Origin of the sequence: Paenibacillus mendelii (genome assembly GCF_024498075.1) — a bacterium.
Lineage (GTDB): Bacteria > Bacillota > Bacilli > Paenibacillales > Paenibacillaceae > Paenibacillus_Z > Paenibacillus_Z mendelii.
In genome coordinates this window covers 1,168,388-1,186,087 of sequence record NZ_JANHOF010000001.1, presented here as the reverse complement: position 1 = coordinate 1,186,087, position 17,700 = coordinate 1,168,388, and the positions used below count along the sequence as shown (strand labels likewise).

General features: G+C 56.9%; 15 protein-coding genes. 14 read left to right on the top strand and 1 reads right to left on the bottom strand.

The features are described 5' to 3' along the window. Positions 1-264: 264 nt before the first annotated feature. The 13 genes from NNL21_RS05365 to NNL21_RS05305 all read left to right on the top strand — a co-directional run bounded on the left by NNL21_RS05365 (position 265) and on the right by NNL21_RS05305 (position 15,489). Positions 265-966, top strand: a complete 702-nt coding sequence (locus NNL21_RS05365; RefSeq protein ID WP_204816381.1) for a GntR family transcriptional regulator — start codon at positions 265-267, stop codon at positions 964-966. Positions 967-992: 26 nt separating this feature from the next. After that, the gene (locus NNL21_RS05360) at positions 993-2,495 is read left to right on the top strand and encodes a sugar ABC transporter ATP-binding protein (protein WP_204816380.1); all 1,503 of its coding nucleotides are present in this window, start codon (positions 993-995) and stop codon (positions 2,493-2,495) included. Further along, the gene (locus NNL21_RS05355; RefSeq protein ID WP_309145305.1) at positions 2,488-3,471 is read left to right on the top strand and encodes an ABC transporter permease; all 984 of its coding nucleotides are present in this window, start codon (positions 2,488-2,490) and stop codon (positions 3,469-3,471) included. The genes NNL21_RS05360 and NNL21_RS05355 overlap by 8 nt, the downstream gene beginning before the upstream one ends. 75 nt (positions 3,472-3,546) lie before the next feature. Beyond that, the gene (locus NNL21_RS05350; protein ID WP_204816379.1) at positions 3,547-4,533 is read left to right on the top strand and encodes a substrate-binding domain-containing protein; all 987 of its coding nucleotides are present in this window, start codon (positions 3,547-3,549) and stop codon (positions 4,531-4,533) included. Between the two features lie 124 nt (positions 4,534-4,657). Continuing rightward, entirely contained in the window at positions 4,658-6,862 is a 2,205-nt protein-coding gene (locus tag NNL21_RS05345; RefSeq protein ID WP_204816378.1) for a glycoside hydrolase family 20 zincin-like fold domain-containing protein, read from the top strand. After that, positions 6,799-8,019, top strand: a complete 1,221-nt coding sequence (locus NNL21_RS05340; RefSeq protein WP_204816377.1) for a M20 family metallopeptidase — start codon at positions 6,799-6,801, stop codon at positions 8,017-8,019. The genes NNL21_RS05345 and NNL21_RS05340 overlap by 64 nt, the downstream gene beginning before the upstream one ends. A 68-nt stretch (positions 8,020-8,087) precedes the next feature. Then, positions 8,088-8,477 carry a RidA family protein gene (locus NNL21_RS05335; protein ID WP_204816376.1) on the top strand — a complete coding sequence of 130 codons (390 nt, stop codon included), beginning with the start codon at positions 8,088-8,090 and terminating at the stop codon, positions 8,475-8,477. A gap of 24 nt (positions 8,478-8,501) precedes the next feature. Then, on the top strand, positions 8,502-9,242 hold the full coding sequence (locus NNL21_RS05330; RefSeq protein ID WP_204816375.1) for an MBL fold metallo-hydrolase: 741 nt from the start codon (positions 8,502-8,504) through the stop codon (positions 9,240-9,242). 44 nt (positions 9,243-9,286) lie between these two features. Beyond that, positions 9,287-10,420 carry an aminotransferase class V-fold PLP-dependent enzyme gene (locus NNL21_RS05325; protein ID WP_204816374.1) on the top strand — a complete coding sequence of 378 codons (1,134 nt, stop codon included), beginning with the start codon at positions 9,287-9,289 and terminating at the stop codon, positions 10,418-10,420. Between the two features lie 60 nt (positions 10,421-10,480). After that, on the top strand, positions 10,481-11,515 hold the full coding sequence (locus NNL21_RS05320) for a zinc-dependent alcohol dehydrogenase (RefSeq protein WP_204816373.1): 1,035 nt from the start codon (positions 10,481-10,483) through the stop codon (positions 11,513-11,515). After that, positions 11,512-12,510 (top strand): Gfo/Idh/MocA family protein, encoded by a 999-nt coding sequence (locus NNL21_RS05315; protein ID WP_204816372.1) that lies wholly within the window; start codon positions 11,512-11,514, stop codon positions 12,508-12,510. Before NNL21_RS05320 ends, NNL21_RS05315 begins: the two co-directional genes overlap by 4 nt. 251 nt (positions 12,511-12,761) lie before the next feature. Next, positions 12,762-13,649 carry a fumarylacetoacetate hydrolase family protein gene (locus tag NNL21_RS05310; protein ID WP_256555056.1) on the top strand — a complete coding sequence of 296 codons (888 nt, stop codon included), beginning with the start codon at positions 12,762-12,764 and terminating at the stop codon, positions 13,647-13,649. Positions 13,650-13,668: 19 nt separating this feature from the next. Further along, positions 13,669-15,489, top strand: coding sequence for a methyl-accepting chemotaxis protein (locus NNL21_RS05305; RefSeq protein WP_204816371.1), 1,821 nt, complete (start codon positions 13,669-13,671; stop codon positions 15,487-15,489). A 289-nt stretch (positions 15,490-15,778) separates the two neighbouring features. Here the strand turns inward: NNL21_RS05305 and NNL21_RS05300 are convergent, their stop codons facing one another. Next, positions 15,779-16,075, bottom strand: a complete 297-nt coding sequence (locus NNL21_RS05300) for a DUF2627 domain-containing protein (RefSeq protein ID WP_204816370.1) — start codon at positions 16,073-16,075, stop codon at positions 15,779-15,781. A gap of 160 nt (positions 16,076-16,235) precedes the next feature. Between NNL21_RS05300 and lpdA the strand changes: the two genes are divergently transcribed. Continuing rightward, complete coding sequence (gene lpdA, locus NNL21_RS05295; protein ID WP_204816369.1) at positions 16,236-17,660, top strand: dihydrolipoyl dehydrogenase; 1,425 nt, start codon at positions 16,236-16,238, stop codon at positions 17,658-17,660. Positions 17,661-17,700 lie beyond the last annotated feature (40 nt).

Below are 17,700 nucleotides of genomic sequence, written 5' to 3'. Positions count from 1 at the left end.
ACACAAAAATAAAGGAAAGGACTGGTACGCCAGTCCTTTCCTTTATTTGTTGTTTCGGCCGAAAATGCGGTTACCTCTGCTATTTTCGGACAGCGCTTCCTAACAGCCGGCAAGCCGGAAAGGCTTCTAGCGGAACGGCAAGGAAAGCGTTTTAAAAATTTATGTTGCCAAATTTATTATATATCATCTATTATATATAATATAAGAAATGTAAAGATACGTAACCTGAGCGGTCATCTTAGAAAACAAAGGAGGCAATGCTTCGTGAAAGAGACCATTTCGAAACAGTATTTCGCGGATAAACAAAACATGAGTCACGACCTGGTCGGTTTTTTCAAGCAGGAGATCCTGAGCGGCAGGCTGAATCCGGGCGACCGTATCGTTGAGACGAAGTTCGCCCGCGAGCTCGGTATTAGCCAGACACCGGTTAGGGAAGCGGTCCGGCAATTGTCCGGAGAGGGAATCGTCACGATTGTTCCGAATCGGGGACCGGTCGTGAACGAGCTGCAGACTCGCGATATTTTCGAAATCTACTCGTTGCGGGCATCGATCGAAGGGCTGGCCATCCGCATTGCTACTCAGGTGGTGAGGGATGATGAAATCGAAGCGTTGGAACGATTTTACGACGAAATGAGACGCAAAGCGGATGACGATAACGTAAGCTCGCTCTTGGAGGATTCGGTGTTCATTCACCAGTCCATCATCACGCTCTCGGCACACTCGCGGCTCATTCACGCCTATGAATCGAACTCCTTTCAGATCGCACTGGTCAACCGGATTCTTGGCAAAGAGTCCACCAAGCAGAAGGAGGTGGAGCAGCATTCGGAATTAATCGAGGCATTGAAGGAGCGCAGCCCTGACAAGGCGGAGCTGACGATGCGCAAGCATATCTATCGTTCTTACCGGGAGTGCCTGGATTTGAAGGACGAAGAGGATTCCGAATCGGGTACTGATTTATGGTTTTGACGTCAAGCTAGAAGGAGGGGCGGGTTATGGGAGAAACCATTTTGACGATGAGCGGGATGACGAAGGCTTATTTCGGCGTTAAGGCGTTGGACGGCGTTTCGCTCGATATTCGAAGGGGCGAGGTTCATGCCTTGATGGGCGAGAACGGGGCCGGTAAATCGACCCTGATGAAAATTTTGACAGGGCTGGTCAAGCCGGACGAAGGTGAAATCGTTTTCGAAGGAAACAGCGTGCAGTTTGCCAACCCGCAAGCGGCTTTGAACCTCGGTATCGCGATGATCCATCAGGAGCTGAATCCGATTCCGGAGATGACGGTGGCGGAGAATATTTTCCTTGGCAGAGAGCCTCGCTACCCGGGGACGCCGTTCGTCAATACAAAGAAGCTTGAAGCACAGACGCGGCAGTTATTGGAGGACTTCCAGTTTCGCGCCGAACCGAATACGAAGGTGGGACAGCTCAGCATTGCGCAGAAGCAGATGCTGGAGATCATCAAGGCGATTTCTTACCAGGCCAAATTGATCATTATGGACGAGCCTACGTCGGCGCTGTCCGAGAGCGAAGTCAAGACGCTGTTCCAGACGATCGAGAAGTTAAAGCGCCAAGGCGTCCCGATCATCTATATTTCGCACCGGATGGAAGAGATCTTCGCCATTACGGATCGGATTACGGTCCTTCGCGACGGCAAGCTAATCGGCGTCCGGGATACGGCCGAGCTGGACTCCGACGGATTGATCTCCATGATGGTAGGGAGATCGCTGGATGCCATCTATCCGAAGGAGGATGCGGCAGTCGGGGGGATCGTACTGGAAGTGCGCGGACTCACGAGGCGTCCCTATTTTGAAAACGTTTCCTTTGCCGTTCGAGAAGGTGAAATTCTCGGCATCGCCGGTCTGATGGGCGCTGGACGAAGCGAGGTGATGCGGGCGCTCTTCGGTATCGATCGCGCGGACAGCGGCGAAGTGGTCATGGCGGGAGAGACTGTCCGCGTACGTCATCCATCCGATGCGATCCGGCATGGCATGGCTTTCGTCACGGAAGACCGTAAGGAGCTCGGGCTTGTGCTCAGCCGGTCCATTCGCGAGAATATGACGCTTGCCAGTCTGTCCAAGGCCAGCAAGGGGCCGTTCGTATCGCGATCGGCGGAAGCGGCCATGTGCGACGAGATGACCTCGAACATCCGCATCAAGATGAATCGGATGGAGCAGGAAGTGCTAACGCTGAGTGGAGGAAACCAGCAGAAGGTCGTCATCGCCAAGTGGCTGCTGACGTCGCCCAAGCTGCTCATTCTGGACGAACCGACGAGGGGCATCGATGTCGGGGCCAAGGCGGAGATCTACAAGATGATGTCCAAGCTGGCGCAGCAGGGATTGGCGATCATCATGGTTTCCTCGGAGCTTCCTGAGGTGCTGGGCATGAGCGACCGCATTCTGGTCATGGGCGAGGGAGAAATCCGGGGTGAATTCGCCCGGGGCGATATTACGCAGGAACAAATTCTGGAATGTGCAATCGGGGGTGGACGCATTGCCTAACGGCATGCCGGTAAATCAGAAGATGGTCGTCAGAGACAAAGGCAATTCTTCGGAAATGATGCGGAAGTACGGGTTAATCGCGATTTTGCTAGTGGCGGTCATTATTCTCAGTATCGTCTCGGATACGTTCCTGACGGTGACGAATTTAATGAACGTGCTGCGGCAGGTGTCGATCAACGGCATTCTTGCCGTAGGCATGACGTTCATCATCCTGACGGCGGGCATCGACCTGTCCATCGGCTCGCTGATGGCGGTCGCCGCGGTCATTGCGACAAGCATCGTCTCGCATGACCCCAGCGCGGTCGGCTGGGCGCTGCTGGCGGGAATGGCGGCGAGCGGCCTGCTCGGCGGCGTCAGCGGAACGATGAGCGCCAAGCTCAACGTGGCGCCTTTCGTGGCAACGCTTGCAATGATGACGATTGCGCGCGGCATTGCGCTGATCTATACGAACGGAAGGCCGATTGTGGTCAGCTCCGATCCGTTCAAATTTTTGGGACAAGGATATGTCGGTCCGATCCCGGTGCCCGTCATCATCTTCATCGTGGTCACGGTCATTATGGCCGTCGTGCTGTACAAAACCAAGTTCGGCCGCTACGTCTATGCGATCGGCGGCAATGAGAATGCCGCCAAGATCTCCGGCATCCGCGTCGGGGGCATCAAAATCTGGGTGTATGTGATCAACGGCTTCCTGGCCGGTCTGGCGGGCATCCTGCTTTCGTCCCGGATTAGTTCCGGACAGCCCAATAGCGGCATGGGCTATGAACTGGATGCGATCGCCGCGGTCGTGATCGGCGGCACCAGTCTCTTCGGCGGAAGGGGATCGCTGCTCGGCACAATCGTCGGCGTCCTCATTATCGGGGTCATCAACAACGGTCTCAATCTCCTGGATGTCTCTTCATATTGGCAGCAAATCATTAAAGGCTTGATTATTGCCGGCGCCGTCATTCTGGACCAGCGCGCCAAACGGAATGGTTAGGGGAAGATCAGAGATACGCGCAGCAATGCGCGAATCTGATTATATAAAACAAGAGCCATGGGAGGAGAAAGAGGCATGAAGAGAAGGAAGGCATGGAAATGGATGGTCACGGGGGTCTTGGCAGCGGTTATGTTGACGGGCTGCAGCAGCAATGGCAACGGGGATACGGGCAAGACGGGAGAAAGCGGCGGGAATTCGGGTTCCGGCGGGGACAAGAGCTATAAAATCGGCGTCGCCGCGCAAGGCTTGTCGCATGAGTTCATTAAGTCGCTGGTCGAATCGATGCAGGAGAAAGCCGGCGAGCTCAAGGTGGAACTGGTCGTCATGGACAGTCAGGATAAAATCGAGGAACAGCTCAATCAAGTGGATACGCTGGTCGCCCAGAAGGTGGACGCGGTTATCCTGAACGCTGTCGATCTGGTTGGTTCCAGCCCGGCCGTCGACAAGGTGAAGGAAGCCGGCATACCGCTCGTTGAAGTCATCACGTTCACGGAGAACGAGAACTATGACGTGTTCGTCGGCACGGATCCGAAGCAATCGGGGATCATGATGGGCGATATTCTGGCGGACAAGCTTGGCGGCAAAGGCAACGTAGCCCTGCTGCAAGGCCAGATCGGCCACTCCGCGGAAATTACCCGCGGCGCGGGGCTTCAGGAAGCGCTGTTCGACAAGCATAAAGACGTGAAGAAGCTGACCGAGCAGACGGCCAACTGGAACCGGGACGAAGCGATGAGCATCACCGAGGACTGGCTGCAGCGCTTCCCGGAAATCAATGCGATCGCGGCGCAGAACGATGAGATGGCGATGGGGGCTTTGCAGGCGGTAGAGGCATCCGGCCGCAAAGACATCCTCGTCGTCGGCATCGACGGTATTGCCGATGCGTTGAAGGCAGTCAAGGAGGATAGACTGACCGCGACCGTTCTGGATAACGTAACGGCGGAGGGCAAGCGCGCCGTTGAAGTGGCCGTCGGTTTAATCAAAGGCGAGAAATTCGAGAAGAAGGAACTGGTCGACTACGTACCGGTTACGAAAGAGAACGTCGATGAATACTTGGCGAAGTAATCTTGTGCGACAAGCGTAGAATCGGATAAGAATCGGGGTATACGTGACGGATCTTCTGTCCGTATGCCCTCTCTTGCAACATCCCCATTACGGCGGTACGCTAAAATCAAGGAGGTTATCGCGGATGAGCGCTGCTCTGGGACAGGTTGAACATACATGGCTTCCCGCGCCGAAACAGGCGGTCCGGTCGGAAGGCCGGTTCGTATTTCATGATGATCAAGTAAAGCTGTATATGGAAGGATTGCCTTCCGCTGCAGGTGAGGTCGTACGCAGTGAATTGGAGAAAGCCGGCTTCCGGCAGATCCTGCCGGTATCCGACGAGGCGGACGCCGATATCGTCTTGCTGGCAGGCCGGAATATCCCGCACGAAGCGCGCGCGCTGCTGGATCGGCAGCATTGTCCGGATCAGTCCTACCGCCTGACAATAAGCGGCAGCGGAACCGTCATTCACGGCGGGGATTGGACGGGCGCGCTCTATGGGCTGGCAACGCTGACTTCACTTCTCCGGGATTCGGCTAACGGCTCGGTGCCCGCTATGCAGATCGTCGACGGACCGGACGCGAGGAAGCGGATCATCTCGCCCACCCTGACGTGGTATGCGGGATTCGCCCGTGCGGGCTTCGGTACCCAGCTGTGGGAGGGCGACCGGTGGGAGACGTTCCTGGACTGGTGCTACCGGCATAAGATCAATGCGCTGAACATCGTCATGTACGGATTCTGGCCGTTCGAATTTCCGGAATACCCGGAGACGGTGCTGCGGGATCTCAAGGTCCAAACATGGTCAAAAGAAATCAACGGGTGGATCGAGGTATCGTTTACCCACCCCAATCTGCGTAAGCCGTTTCTTGAAGACATGATCCGCTATGCCAATGCCAGAGGCATCGATATTTACGCCTATATCGGCCTGAACTCCTACAGTGGGGGATATCCGGTGATGCATCCCGAATGCAGGGGGCAGCTATCATCGGAGCTGCTGGATAGCGGTCATGTGAACAATTATGATTCGCTGTGTACCTCCAGGCCGGAGGTGCGCGACTACCTGATTGCCAGTGTGAAGCGAATCGAGCAGCTGGGCTTCAACGGGCTCGTATTCGAGGAAAGCGAAGAGGTTCAGTGGTTCTGCCAGTGTGCGGATTGCCAGGCGAAGTACGGACATCTGTCGCCTAACGACGCGAAGCATACGGTATCGGTCGACCTGCTGCAGGCGTATGCGCAGGCGCTGAATCCGGATACGCTGATCGGCGTTCGCTGGCTGCGGGAGCCGCCCATCGTTAAGGATCGGGACACGCTGTCGGCTTGGAAGGACAAGCTGCCTGAGCGGGTGAAGCTGTTCTGGGCACCGGGACTGGAGGATGACGATCGGGAGTTTCTGAAGTGGGTCGACGTGTTCGGTCCGGAGCGCATCTGGTCCCGCAATTGCGAAGGCAGCGGTTTCGCCGCCAGCTTGGGCCGCATTCCGTACATCATTCCGGATACATTCCCGGAGAGCTTGAAGAACTATGCTTTCCAGCATTTATGGAACGATATTTCCCAATTCCAGGGTGCCGTCAATACCGGCTGCACGGGCATAAACGGATATGGCTTCGAATGGTATGGCCATGAGCTGTTCTTCATGGCAGCGGCGCAGTATGGATGGAATGCCTGGGCGCTGGATCATGACGAATTCCTTGCCCATGCGGCGCGGCATATGTTCGGCGAGACGAACGGCGCTCGTTATGAGCGGCTGATCCGGACGCTCCCATGCATCCACGAAACGCAAATTTGCGATACGCTCCCATCCTTCCCGTTCATGCCAAACAAATATATTGGAGAAGAGGGCAAACGGTATCTGGAAGAATGTGCGGATGCCGCAGAAGGCGCGATTGCCGACCTGAACGCGATTCTGGCAACGGCGGGCTTGACCCAAGAACAGCGCGAATGCGCGGAGGCGACCCGAATTATGGCGCTGCGGATGAAAGAAGTGATCTGGGCCGGCATCTATTTCAATCGATACCTCGATGAGCGCGACCGGGGCGGGAACGAGACGCGGCGGCTGGAGCGGCTGGCCGACCTGGCGCTGCATCATGCGGAGGAAGATTACCGGCTGATCAAGGAGCATTACTTCGATACGAAGGAGCATGATTGGACAGGCGTTGCCATCGGCGAATACTACATTCCAATGGTCATTAACGAATATAAGAAGACGTTTGTTTCCAGGCTGGGAGAACGTTACAAGCCGGATAACGACGTAGCCCACATAGTAGGCGGCGAGAGCTTGCCCTGGGAATGGCTGTTGGAATGGGGGCCGAAGATTGCCCAGGCGAAGCCAACTGCGGCGATTCGCTCATGAGCGGCCAAGACATGAACCGGCGGGCATTGGAATTGCTGGAGAGGCTGATCGCTATTCCAAGCGTTAATCCCCACTACGGTGAAGGCGCCAGGGGAGAGATGGAGCTGTCCCGGTTTATCGAATCATACTGTCTGGATGCCGGACTGAAGGTGAGCCGTCAGCCGGTCATGGCAGGCAGGGACAATCTGATCATCGAGCTGCGGACCGGCCATCCGGATTCGGTTCTTCTGTTCGAGGCGCATATGGACACCGTCTCCTTAGGAAGCATGGACCGCCCGCTTGAGGCGGTCTATCGGGACGGGAGGCTTTACGGCAGAGGCGCATGCGATACGAAGGGGTCGCTCGCGGCGATGATTGCCGCGATGGAGACTTGCGCGGCGGAGCCCGAGCTGCTCGGCTCCGATCTTGTGCTCTGCGCATCGGTGGATGAGGAGCATGCTTTCCGCGGCCTGCTGAAGTTTCTGGAACTGGACATGCCGATCTCCGGTGCCGTCGTCGGGGAACCGACGGAGCTGAAGATCGTCGTCGCCCACAAGGGCTGCGTCCGGTTCGCGGTGCATGTGCTGGGCAAAGCGGCCCACAGCTCCGTACCGCATGAGGGTGAGAACGCGATCGTGGCCATGTCGAAAATCATCCGGCATATCACGGAGCAATTGGCCCCGGGGCTGGCGGACATTCAGGATCCGCTCTGCGGGCCTGCCACCGTATCGATAGGCACGATTGCCGGCGGCGATCAGATTAATATCGTTCCGGATCGCTGCACGATTCGAGTCGATCGGAGAATCATTCCTGGCGAAGATCCGGAGATCGTCATGAGCGGAATTGAGCGTGAGCTCGAAGCTTTTTGCGCCATGGAAGGGATTCGCTTCGCGGTGGAGCGGCTGCTGCTGGATTATGCACTCGCGACGCCGCATGACGCGGGCATCGTAACGGCTGCGCGCGAGACAGCCGGCCGTATCGGGCTTCCCGGCGGCATTCATGGCGAAACGTACGGCAGCGATGCCAGCAAGCTGCAGGGGATGAAGGGCATCCCTTCAATCGTATACGGTCCCGGCTCCATCGCCCAGGCGCATTCCAAGGAGGAATGGGTACCGGTGTCGGATATCGGAGACGCGGCGCGCTTCTACGTCGAGTTAGCCCGCTCCTTTCGGGCGTAAGACGGCAGACAAGACAATCGTAGGATTGCCAATGAACATTCATCAACCGGCAATGGAGGGAATAGACGATGAAGAAGGAAATTATCCGCACGGAGCGGGCGCCGCAACCGGCCGGCAGCTACTCGCAAGCGGTCAAATACGGCAGTATGGTTTACGTCGCGGGCACATGCCCGTTCGAGCTCGGCTCCAAGACGGTGATGCATCCCGGCGATATGGCTGGGCAAACCGCTTTAGTGCTCGAATACATCGGAAAAATTCTGGAGGATGCCGGATCTTCCATGAGCAATGTGCTGAAAGTGACTGCCTTTATCGATGACCTGGACCGCTTCGCGGAATACGACGCCGCATACGCGCCGTTCTTCCGGAACGATCCGCCGGTGCGCAGCACAGTGGAAATCGGCAAGTTCCCGAAAGGGATGTGCGTCGAGATTGAATGCGTGGCCTATATCGAGGAATAAAAGCTTGGCGGGAGTGAGAATCGGATGAACATTAGCGAGCGCGTGTATTTGGTGGGAAGCGGCAAATATGGGATGGAACTAAGCGAACCGATGGATTGCAATGTCTATTTGCTTGACGGCGGGACGGAATGCGCCCTGATCGACGCGGGTGGAGGCATCGCGCCGGAACGCATCGTGGCTAATATCGAGAGGAGCGGCTTCTCGATGGAGCAGGTGCGCCGCCTGCTGATTACGCATGTTCACGGGGATCATGCGGCGGGCGCCTTTTATTTTCAGGACCGTTACGGGTTGGAAGTGATCGCGTCGGATGAAGCGGCAGCCTGGCTCAGGGCCGGCGACATGGACAAGACGAGCATGAACCAGGCCAAGCGAGGCGGCGTATATGATCCGGACTTTTCTTTTCCCGCTTGTCCGGTTGAGCGAAGTGTGAACGAAGGCGATGTCATCCGCATCGGGGATATCGAGCTGCAGGTGATTGACAGTCCTGGCCATGCCAGAGGGCATATCAGCTTTCTGTGGGATAAGGGAGAACGGGAGCGCAGCTTGTTTGCGGGCGATACCGTATTTGCAGGTGGCAAGATCGTCTTGCAATATGTGTGGGACTGCGATATTGAGGAGTATGCACAGACAATCGAGAAGCTGCATAACCTGAGCGTCGATCGCCTGTATCCCGGGCACGGCCCGTTTTTGCTTGCGAATGCTGATCGACATATTGAGAAAGCGCATGGCTGCTTCAGCCGATTGGAGCTGCCGCCGAATTTATAGACAACGTGGGCTCTGATCGCGATCCGCGTCTGAAGGGACGGTTTATGATGGAAGCTTTATTGAATAAAAATGATTTTATCGGCTTGGACCAAAGCACCTGGTTCTTCTGCGGGGCGGAGGCGCCGGTGCACCGCAAGGTGATGGATGCCGTCTTGGAATATATGGTTTCCCGTACACGGGGTCCCTGGGGAAGGGAGCGGAACGCGGAGAAGGAATGGGCTTGCAAGACAAATCTGGCCGGTCTGTTCGGCGGGCGGGCGAACAATATCGCGCTGATGTCGAGCTCGTCGGAAGCGATCTCCATGGTGGCGCAGGCGGTGCCGCTTGCGCCTGGCGACAATGTCGTCATCAATAATCTGGAATTTCCTTCCGGTGTGCTGCCTTGGCTGGCCCTCAAGCGGCAAGGCGTGGAAGTGCGCGTCGCCCGGCACAGCAACTGGGGGATGGAGACAGACGATATTCTTAACCTCGTCGACGATCGGACGCGACTGGTCATGACCAGTCATGTCAGTTACTTGTCCGGTACCCGGATCGATTATGTGAAGCTTTATGAACAGCTTCGGAATACAAACGCCTTAATGCTGCTCGATGCAACGCAATCGCTCGGGGTCGTGCCCGTCGATATCCGCCATACCGACATGCTCGTATGCAGCTCGTACAAGTGGCTGTTATCCACGCACGGAGCGGGCGTGCTTGCGCTCAATCCGGGGCGGATCGAGTCGTTGATCCCGACTTACGTCGGATGGAGAAGCGTCGTCGGGGCTCCCGGCGAGGATCGTTTCGCGTCCTATGAGGTTCATCATGACGCCAGAAGGTTCGAGCTCGGCTATCCGAGCTACCCGACGGTTTATGCGCTCGAATGCGCGACCCGGCTGCTGCTGGAGACGGGGATCGATAAGATCGAGCAGCATGTGCTTGCGCTCGGGGGGCAATTGATGGAGCAGCTGCAGGCGCTTGGGCTGCAGGTGATGACACCGTCCGACCCGGCGCGCCGGGCGGGCAATGTCAGCATCGCGCATGCCCGCGCAGAGGAGATCGCGGCCAAGCTGGCCGAACAAGACGTTTATGTCATGGGCAGCGATGATCGCGTGCGTGCTTCGATTCACGCCTTCACCGATTCGGCGGATATTCGGCGGCTAACGTCGCTGCTGCCGGCTGTAATAAATGGCGGCGCATAGGACGGGATCGCGGCAATTATTCGAGAAGCTCTGCTCACCACATTTTGAGGAGGAACAATCATGCAAGCACTTGTATGGACGGCAGCGGAGAAGATGGAATATACCTCGCTGGATAAGCCCGTACCAAAGGAAGACGAAGTGTTGATCCACGTCGAGGCCGTAGGCATATGCGGATCGGAAATCGAGGGATATCTGGGCCATAACAGTCTGCGCGTTCCGCCGCTTGTTATGGGTCACGAATTTTGCGGCCGGATCGTAGAGACCGGCAGCCGGGTAGCCGGACTAGCCGTCGGGCAGAAGGCGGTTGTCAATCCGCTGAACCATTGCGGGGACTGCGCCTCCTGCCGCAAAGGGCAGACACAGCTTTGCGCCACCCGCAGGATCGTGGGCATTCATCGTCCCGGCGCATTCGGCGAATGGGTGGCGGTGCCCGCATCCAGTGTTGTGCCGGTGCCGGGCGACATCGATTCGTTCCGCGCCTCCTTGGCGGAGCCGCTGGCTTGCTCGCTGCGCGCGACGCGCCGGGCCATGCTGCGCCATAACTTCGCGAACGTCGTCGTATTCGGCGCTGGCGGCATCGGCATTCTATGCGCGAAGACGGCGAAGCTGCTTGGAGCGGAACGCGTGATCATGCTCGATACCCAGGACGAACGGCTTCGGATGGCCGCCCAAGTCGCCGCGGACGAAACGATCAATCCACGATCGACCGACATGAAGGAAACGATCAGCCGCATAACCGGAGAGAAGGGCGTCGACGTCGTGATCGACGCGGCCGGCTTCCAGCAGACGCGCTCCGCCGCTATGTCGATCATCAATCCGGGCGGAACGATCATGAACATCGGACTCGGTATCGACGATACTGTCATTCCGATCAATGTTCAGATTCGTAACGAAATCGAGCTGCTGGGTTCATTCTGCTACAATCAGCAGGATTTCCACGATGCCGTTGGCCTGCTCGTAAGCGGAAGCATTACGGAAGAAGGCTGGACGGAAGTGCGGCCTCTCTCCGCGGGAGACGGCGCGTTTCAGGATTTGATCAACGGCCGTGTGAAATCCGGCAAAATCTTTCTTTCGATGGATGGTGGCGAGGTATGAGAACATTAAAAGTCGGCATTATCGGTCTCGGGAGCTGGGGCATGAGCCACCTTGAAGCGTATCGCCAGCTTCCGTTCGTGGAGATTGCCGCCGTATGCGATGCCAATCCGGAGCGGCTCCAGGCTGCGAAAGAGCAATACAATATTGTCAATGTCTATGACGATGCCGGAGCGATGCTCAGCCAGGAAGCGGACATCGAGCTGGTCAGCATCGTGACGTTCGAGCGGAACCATCTGCAGCCGACGCTGTTAGCCCTTCAGGCAGGTAAACATGTCATCGTGGAGAAGCCGATCACGACGGATCCCGATGAAGCGAGACAGATGCTCGCCGCTTCACAGCAATACGGCCGCTATGCGGTGCCGGGCCATCTGCTCCGATTCGAGCCGAAATACGCGGAAATCAAGCAGATCATCGAGAGCGGCCAAATCGGCAAGCCGGCCAGCATCTATCTGAAGCGTTCCCGCGAGAACGGGCTGTTCGCGACGTACCAGCGCACGCATACCGTGTACGAGCTGATGATTCACGATCTGGACCAAGCGATCTGGTACGCGGGCAGCAGGGTGAAGAAAGTTTACGCGACGGGCAATTCGGTTACGGGGGCGAAGACGCCGGAAATATTGTGGGCCCAGCTCCAATTCGAGAGCGGGACGGTGGCTGTTCTTCACAGTAACTGGATGACGCCGGATGCGGCGGGCATCGCCATTAACGACTATACCGAGGTCATCGGGGAGAAAGGGACCGTGCACTTCGATACGGGCCTCGCCGGCGTACAAGTATGGACGGGCTCGGGCAGAGCGACGACCGATGTCTCCATCCACCACGTGCAGAACGGCCGGGTTATCGGCTGCTTGGCCGAGCAGCTGAATTATGTCGGCCAATGCATTATGTACGGCCGCAATCCGGATTGGATCTCGTTCGAGGACGCCCTCCACGGCATCGAGGTTGCGGACGCGATCGTGAGGTCTGCATCGGAAGGCAAAGAAATCATTCTGTAGCAGTCATCTTCGACTACCCGATATACGCCGTGATGTCGCTTGGCATCGCGGCAGAAAGACAGTTAGTTTGCTCGGCCCTGCGCACAACGGCTTCCGGACTGTCGCCTAGCAGCGGCCGCCCGGCATGCCATAGCAAACGGAAGATATGAAGAAATTGGATAGAACGTCATTTCACAGCGTTACGCAGCAGGATCCCCTCCGGCCGATCAGCCGATGAGCGGACAGATGCAGGAAGGAAAGGAAGTGCGAGCTTGAGACTGGTACAATTTACGAAACGTGCGGAACCGGGCGGCGAACCGCGGCTTGGAATATGGAGAGAGGATGGACGGATCGCAGCCGTGACGGGAGTGCCGTCCATGAAGGCATGGATTGAACGGTGCGCGGAGAGCGGCGATCGCGCGGCCCAGGGACTTGCGCTGGCTGAGTCCGCGCAGGAAATAATCGAATTCGAGGAAGTGAGGCTCGAAGCCCCACTTCCAGATCCGGCGAAAATGATTTTTGTCGGCTTGAACTATTATGACCATGCGGCCGAGTCGAATATGGCGGTGCCGAAGGTACCGGTGCTTTTCCCGAAGTACGCGAACTCGATCGTCGGTCCGGAAGACGACGTCATCATACCGGCGGAAGTGACGCAATGCGATTATGAAGTCGAGCTGGCCGTCATTATCGGGAAGAAAGCAAAGCGCGTTTCTCCCGAGGAAGCCATGGACTATGTGTTCGGTTACACGGTGATCAACGATGTCAGCGCGAGGGATATTCAGCTGCCCGAAGGGCAGTGGACGCGCGGCAAAGCCATCGACACATTCGCCCCGATGGGACCCTGCGTCGTGACGAAGGATGCGATCGCAGAGCCCGGCGCTCTCGATCTGTCGCTGGCCTTGAACGGCTTGACGATGCAAAATGCCAACACGCGGGATTTGATATTTGATATACCGTATTTGATTTCGTTTCTCTCCCGTACGATGACGCTCGCACCTGGGGATATCATCAGCACGGGGACGCCGCCCGGTGTCGGACTCGGCCACAAGCCTCCTGTCTGGCTGAAAGACGGGGACGTGACGGAGGCCTACGTGCAGGGAATCGGCTCGCTTCGCAACCGCTACGTTCAAGAGCCGGATCCGTCGAACCCACAGCCTTGAGCGGCAGGAGGATGGGGAATTGAGCAGATTTCGCTTCAAAATCAGCTATAAAATATCGATAGGCTATGTCGTGTTGCTGCTCTTTCTAGCCGCATCGCTGTTCATTGTCTCGGGAACGATCAAATCGCTTCAAAGCGAGCTGGATTCCATCGTCAACCGGGATCTCAAAATCCACGAGACGACCCATACGCTCGATAAATACGCTTCGACGATGGAAACAGCCGTATATCGCGCGATTATAACCGGCGAGAGGGCCGATCTCGGCCTCTACGAGGAAGAGAAGACGAGATGGAAACGGGATTACGAGACGCTGAAGACGCTTCTGGCGGACAATGCGGAGCAAATGAGCCGATTGGCCGGCGTCCTGGGGGCGATGGATCGTTGGTTTGCGGTTTCCGACAAAGCGGCCGCTTCGCTTTCTTACAGCAATGAAGCCGCCTCGGCTGTGCAATTTTTCTTGGACGATCCTGGCAAGAAGGCGATGTCCGGAATGAAGGAGCAGCTTTCCCGGCTGCGGCAATCCGAGAAGTACGTGACGGAGAAGCGGATTGCCGCGTTGATCGATACGAACGACAGTCTACGTTCACTGCTTTACGGGATGGCGGTGCTGCTGGCCGTCCTCACCATCGCTTTCTCGTTCTTTGTCTCCCGCAACATTACCCGGAACATCAGGCGGGTCACAACCGCCATCGCCGATATTGCGCGTTCCGGAGGCGATTTGACCAAGCGCGTCGAGGTGAAGGCGACCGACGAAACCTGGGAGCTGGGGCAAGAAACGAATCGGCTGCTGGCCACGATGCAGACGATGATGCGCCAGATTCAGGAGCAGGCCGCGCGGCTTGTTGCCGTCTCCAAGCGGATCGGCGAAGGCGCCGCGGGTACGGTCGAGATCAATGGCCAGGTCAGTGAAGCCGTAAGCAGGGTAGCCATAGGGGCGGAGAATCAGGTGGCCCATACGCAGGAAATATCCGCGATCATGCAGGAGAACATGGGCGGCTTGGATCTTGCAGCCAAGGGGACCAGGCAGGTCGCAGAGTTGGCCAAGACGACGCAGGCGGCTGCGGAGAGCGGCAGCAGGAATTTGGACGAGACGCAGGAAGAGGTCGCGAAGATCGACCGGGCGTTCACGGTCATCCAGTCCAGCATAGGGCAGCTGTCGCAGCAATCGAACGAGATTCTCGGCATTGTCGGCTATATGAGCGATATCTCAACGAAGACGAATCTGCTCTCACTCAACGCGACCATCGAAGCGGCCCGTGCGGGGGAATATGGCAGGGGATTCGGAGTCGTTGCCGCTGAAATCCGTAAACTGGCTGATCAGACGGCGCAATCTGCCGGGGGCATCGAAGCGACGCTCAAACGGATGAATCAGGACGTCGAGATGATCGTTCAGTTGACCGCGAGCAGTTCTAAGACGGTTTATAACGGTACGTCGGCCATTCGGGAGGCCGAGTCAAACGTCAGGCAAATTGTCGATAATGTCGATGCGCTAACGTCGCAAGTCATCGAAGCGGCTTCTTCCATCAGCCAGATTGCGGCAGGCAGCGGCAGCGTTGTCCGCTCGGTTGAAGAGATCAGCCGGGTGACGGAGGAGACCTCCGCCTTCACCGAGCAGATGTCGGCAATGGTGCAGGAGCAAACCATGGTGCTCAGCGAGTTCGCCCTGACATCGGAGCAGCTGCTGGAAGTATCGGGGGCATTGAAAGCGGCGGTCGGTCACTTCAAGGTAGATGAGGACGACGCTCAAGATCCGCCGTCAGCGGATACCAAGGCGGCTCAAGGTGCCGGGGAGGCGGACGACGAGGGACAGCATGCGGCGTTCAAGCCGGCCGTGCTCTGATTGGGTATGACGGGAAGAACGTATTCCGCTTGACAGCAGCATTGGATAGTCGAGCTTTGCAATTGAATACCAGTTGTATTCATATATAGTAGAATGGATAGAGTCTTCGGAATGAAATTCTGAAGACTCTATTTATTTTCATCCACAAAAGGTGTAAAGTACACTTTACTTCCTGCGGCTTGAATTTTACGGAGCAGGCATCTTAAAAGAAAGAAAGCAACTTCGCCGCCAAGGAGGGCGAAGCTGCTTTCTTCTTGATGTCTATACGGGCCGGCCGGGGCGGAGAGAATTATTTGGATTCGGGACCCGGTGAGCTTGGACGTTTGCCGCGAAAGCGGGGTGATAAATAGTTCTTCTTGCGATCGCGAAAAAAGATCCAGCCGCCAATAAAGGCGATACCGACCGCGAAGAGCAGAAGTCCCAGAAGAAATAATCCCCATTCGAAATTAGGTGTAAGATGATCATTGCCGAACGAAGAGAAATAGTGAAAAACAGCATCCTTCATGAGCAGGAACCCGTATGTAGCACCAAGTCCGGGAATGACAAGCAGCATGATGGCAATAAAGCGGGCGATGATTAGTTTCATGAACGTAAAATCCTCCTGTAAAAAAAGCACGGATACGCTCATAATCATACTCTTTTCTCGAAGGCCTGTCCATTTGTGGCTGCAATGTTTTCCCGGGGCGTGAAAACAGGTACAATAGAAGGGTGAAGGTAAAATCGGCTGCTGAGGAGCGACTAGAATTATGACTATTCCATGTGATATTGCCGTTCTAGGGGGCGGAATAGCTGGTTATACGGCTGCCATTCGGGCGGCGCAAGCGGGCAAGAGCGTCGTGATCATTGAGCGGGATAAGCTGGGAGGCACCTGCCTGCACCGGGGCTGCATCCCGAGCAAGGCGCTTCTGCGCAGTGCGGAGGTGTATGCCACGCTGCTTAAAGCGGCTTCCTACGGCATTCAAGTGGACGGTGCGGTGTCCGTCGATTTTGACGGCGTGCAGCGGCGCAAGGAGCAAACGGTTGAGCAGCTCCATCGCGGATTGCAGCATTTGATGCGCAAGAACGGAATTACGATTATTAACGGAAACGGCCGGGTCATAGGACCATCGATATTCTCGCCGAGAAGCGGAAGCGTGGCGGTCGAGCTTGTCGATGGGGAGATGGAAACCGTCGTCCCGACGAATCTGCTGATCGCAACAGGCGCAAGGCCGCGGATGCTGCCGGGGCTTCAAACGGACGGAACGACGATCCTGACAAGTGACGATGCACTCCTGATGGAGAAGCTGCCAAGCTCAATGTTAATTATCGGCGGAGGTGTCATCGGCGTCGAATGGGCGTCCATGCTGGCTGATTTCGGCGTGGAGGTAACGATCGCAGAGACGGCTGAGCGTCTTCTGCCGGGGGAGGATGCCGACATATCCGAAGAGCTGGCCAAGGAGCTGCGCCGCCGCAAGGTACGCATCCTGACAGGCATTAAATTGCTGGCGGATACGTATGCTTATACGGATGGACAGGCTTCGATTACGGCGGAGACGCCGGAAGGCGGCATCGTGCTGACAGCGGAGAAGCTGCTCGTGTCCGTTGGCCGTCAAGCGAACGTTGAGGGCATCGGCATTGAAAATACGGATATTCGTCTACATAATGGCGCGATCCGCGTCAATGGCTACTATCAGACGACGGAACCGCATATTTATGCGGTCGGCGATGTGAACGGCGGGCTTCAGCTTGCACATGCAGCCGCGCATGAAGGACTTACAGCCGTTGCTCATATACTTGGCGGCAAGGAGCAAGGAGGGGACGGATCAAGGGTTCCGCGGTGCATCTATTCCCGTCCGGAGGTTGCTTCTGTCGGACTGACGGAGGCCGCGGCCCGGGAGCGCGGTCACGACGTGTTGATCGGCAAAATCCCCTTCCAGGCCATCGGCAAGGCTCTGGTGCTGGGCGAGCCGGAAGGGTTTGCGAAAGTGGTCGCCGACGCCGCGACGAACGACATCCTCGGCGTACATCTGATTGGAGCGCATGCGACCGATCTCATTTCGGAAGCTTCGCTTGCGCTGCTGATGGAAGCGACGCCATGGGAGGTCGGCCAGGTGATTCATCCGCATCCAACCTTATCGGAGGCGATCGGAGAAGCGATGCTGGCGGTTGACGGCAAGGCAATTGTGTTCTAAATCACGGTGAAGAAATGGGGGGAATGCGGCTGCTGCGTAT

What these genes read in the sequence shown, in the direction of transcription:
- NNL21_RS05320 (WP_204816373.1), top strand. Translation starts at nt 10,481, where the DNA reads ATGCAAGCACTTGTATGGACGGCAGCGGAGAAGATGGAATATACCTCG.
- NNL21_RS05345 (WP_204816378.1), top strand. Translation starts at nt 4,658, where the DNA reads ATGAGCGCTGCTCTGGGACAGGTTGAACATACATGGCTTCCCGCGCCG.
- NNL21_RS05340 (WP_204816377.1), top strand. Translation starts at nt 6,799, where the DNA reads ATGGCTGTTGGAATGGGGGCCGAAGATTGCCCAGGCGAAGCCAACTGC.
- NNL21_RS05315 (WP_204816372.1), top strand. Translation starts at nt 11,512, where the DNA reads ATGAGAACATTAAAAGTCGGCATTATCGGTCTCGGGAGCTGGGGCATG.
- NNL21_RS05360 (WP_204816380.1), top strand. Translation starts at nt 993, where the DNA reads ATGGGAGAAACCATTTTGACGATGAGCGGGATGACGAAGGCTTATTTC.
- NNL21_RS05325 (WP_204816374.1), top strand. Translation starts at nt 9,287, where the DNA reads ATGATGGAAGCTTTATTGAATAAAAATGATTTTATCGGCTTGGACCAA.
- NNL21_RS05330 (WP_204816375.1), top strand. Translation starts at nt 8,502, where the DNA reads ATGAACATTAGCGAGCGCGTGTATTTGGTGGGAAGCGGCAAATATGGG.
- lpdA (WP_204816369.1), top strand. Translation starts at nt 16,236, where the DNA reads ATGACTATTCCATGTGATATTGCCGTTCTAGGGGGCGGAATAGCTGGT.
- NNL21_RS05335 (WP_204816376.1), top strand. Translation starts at nt 8,088, where the DNA reads ATGAAGAAGGAAATTATCCGCACGGAGCGGGCGCCGCAACCGGCCGGC.
- NNL21_RS05300 (WP_204816370.1), bottom strand. Translation starts at nt 16,075, where the DNA reads ATGAAACTAATCATCGCCCGCTTTATTGCCATCATGCTGCTTGTCATT.
- NNL21_RS05350 (WP_204816379.1), top strand. Translation starts at nt 3,547, where the DNA reads ATGAAGAGAAGGAAGGCATGGAAATGGATGGTCACGGGGGTCTTGGCA.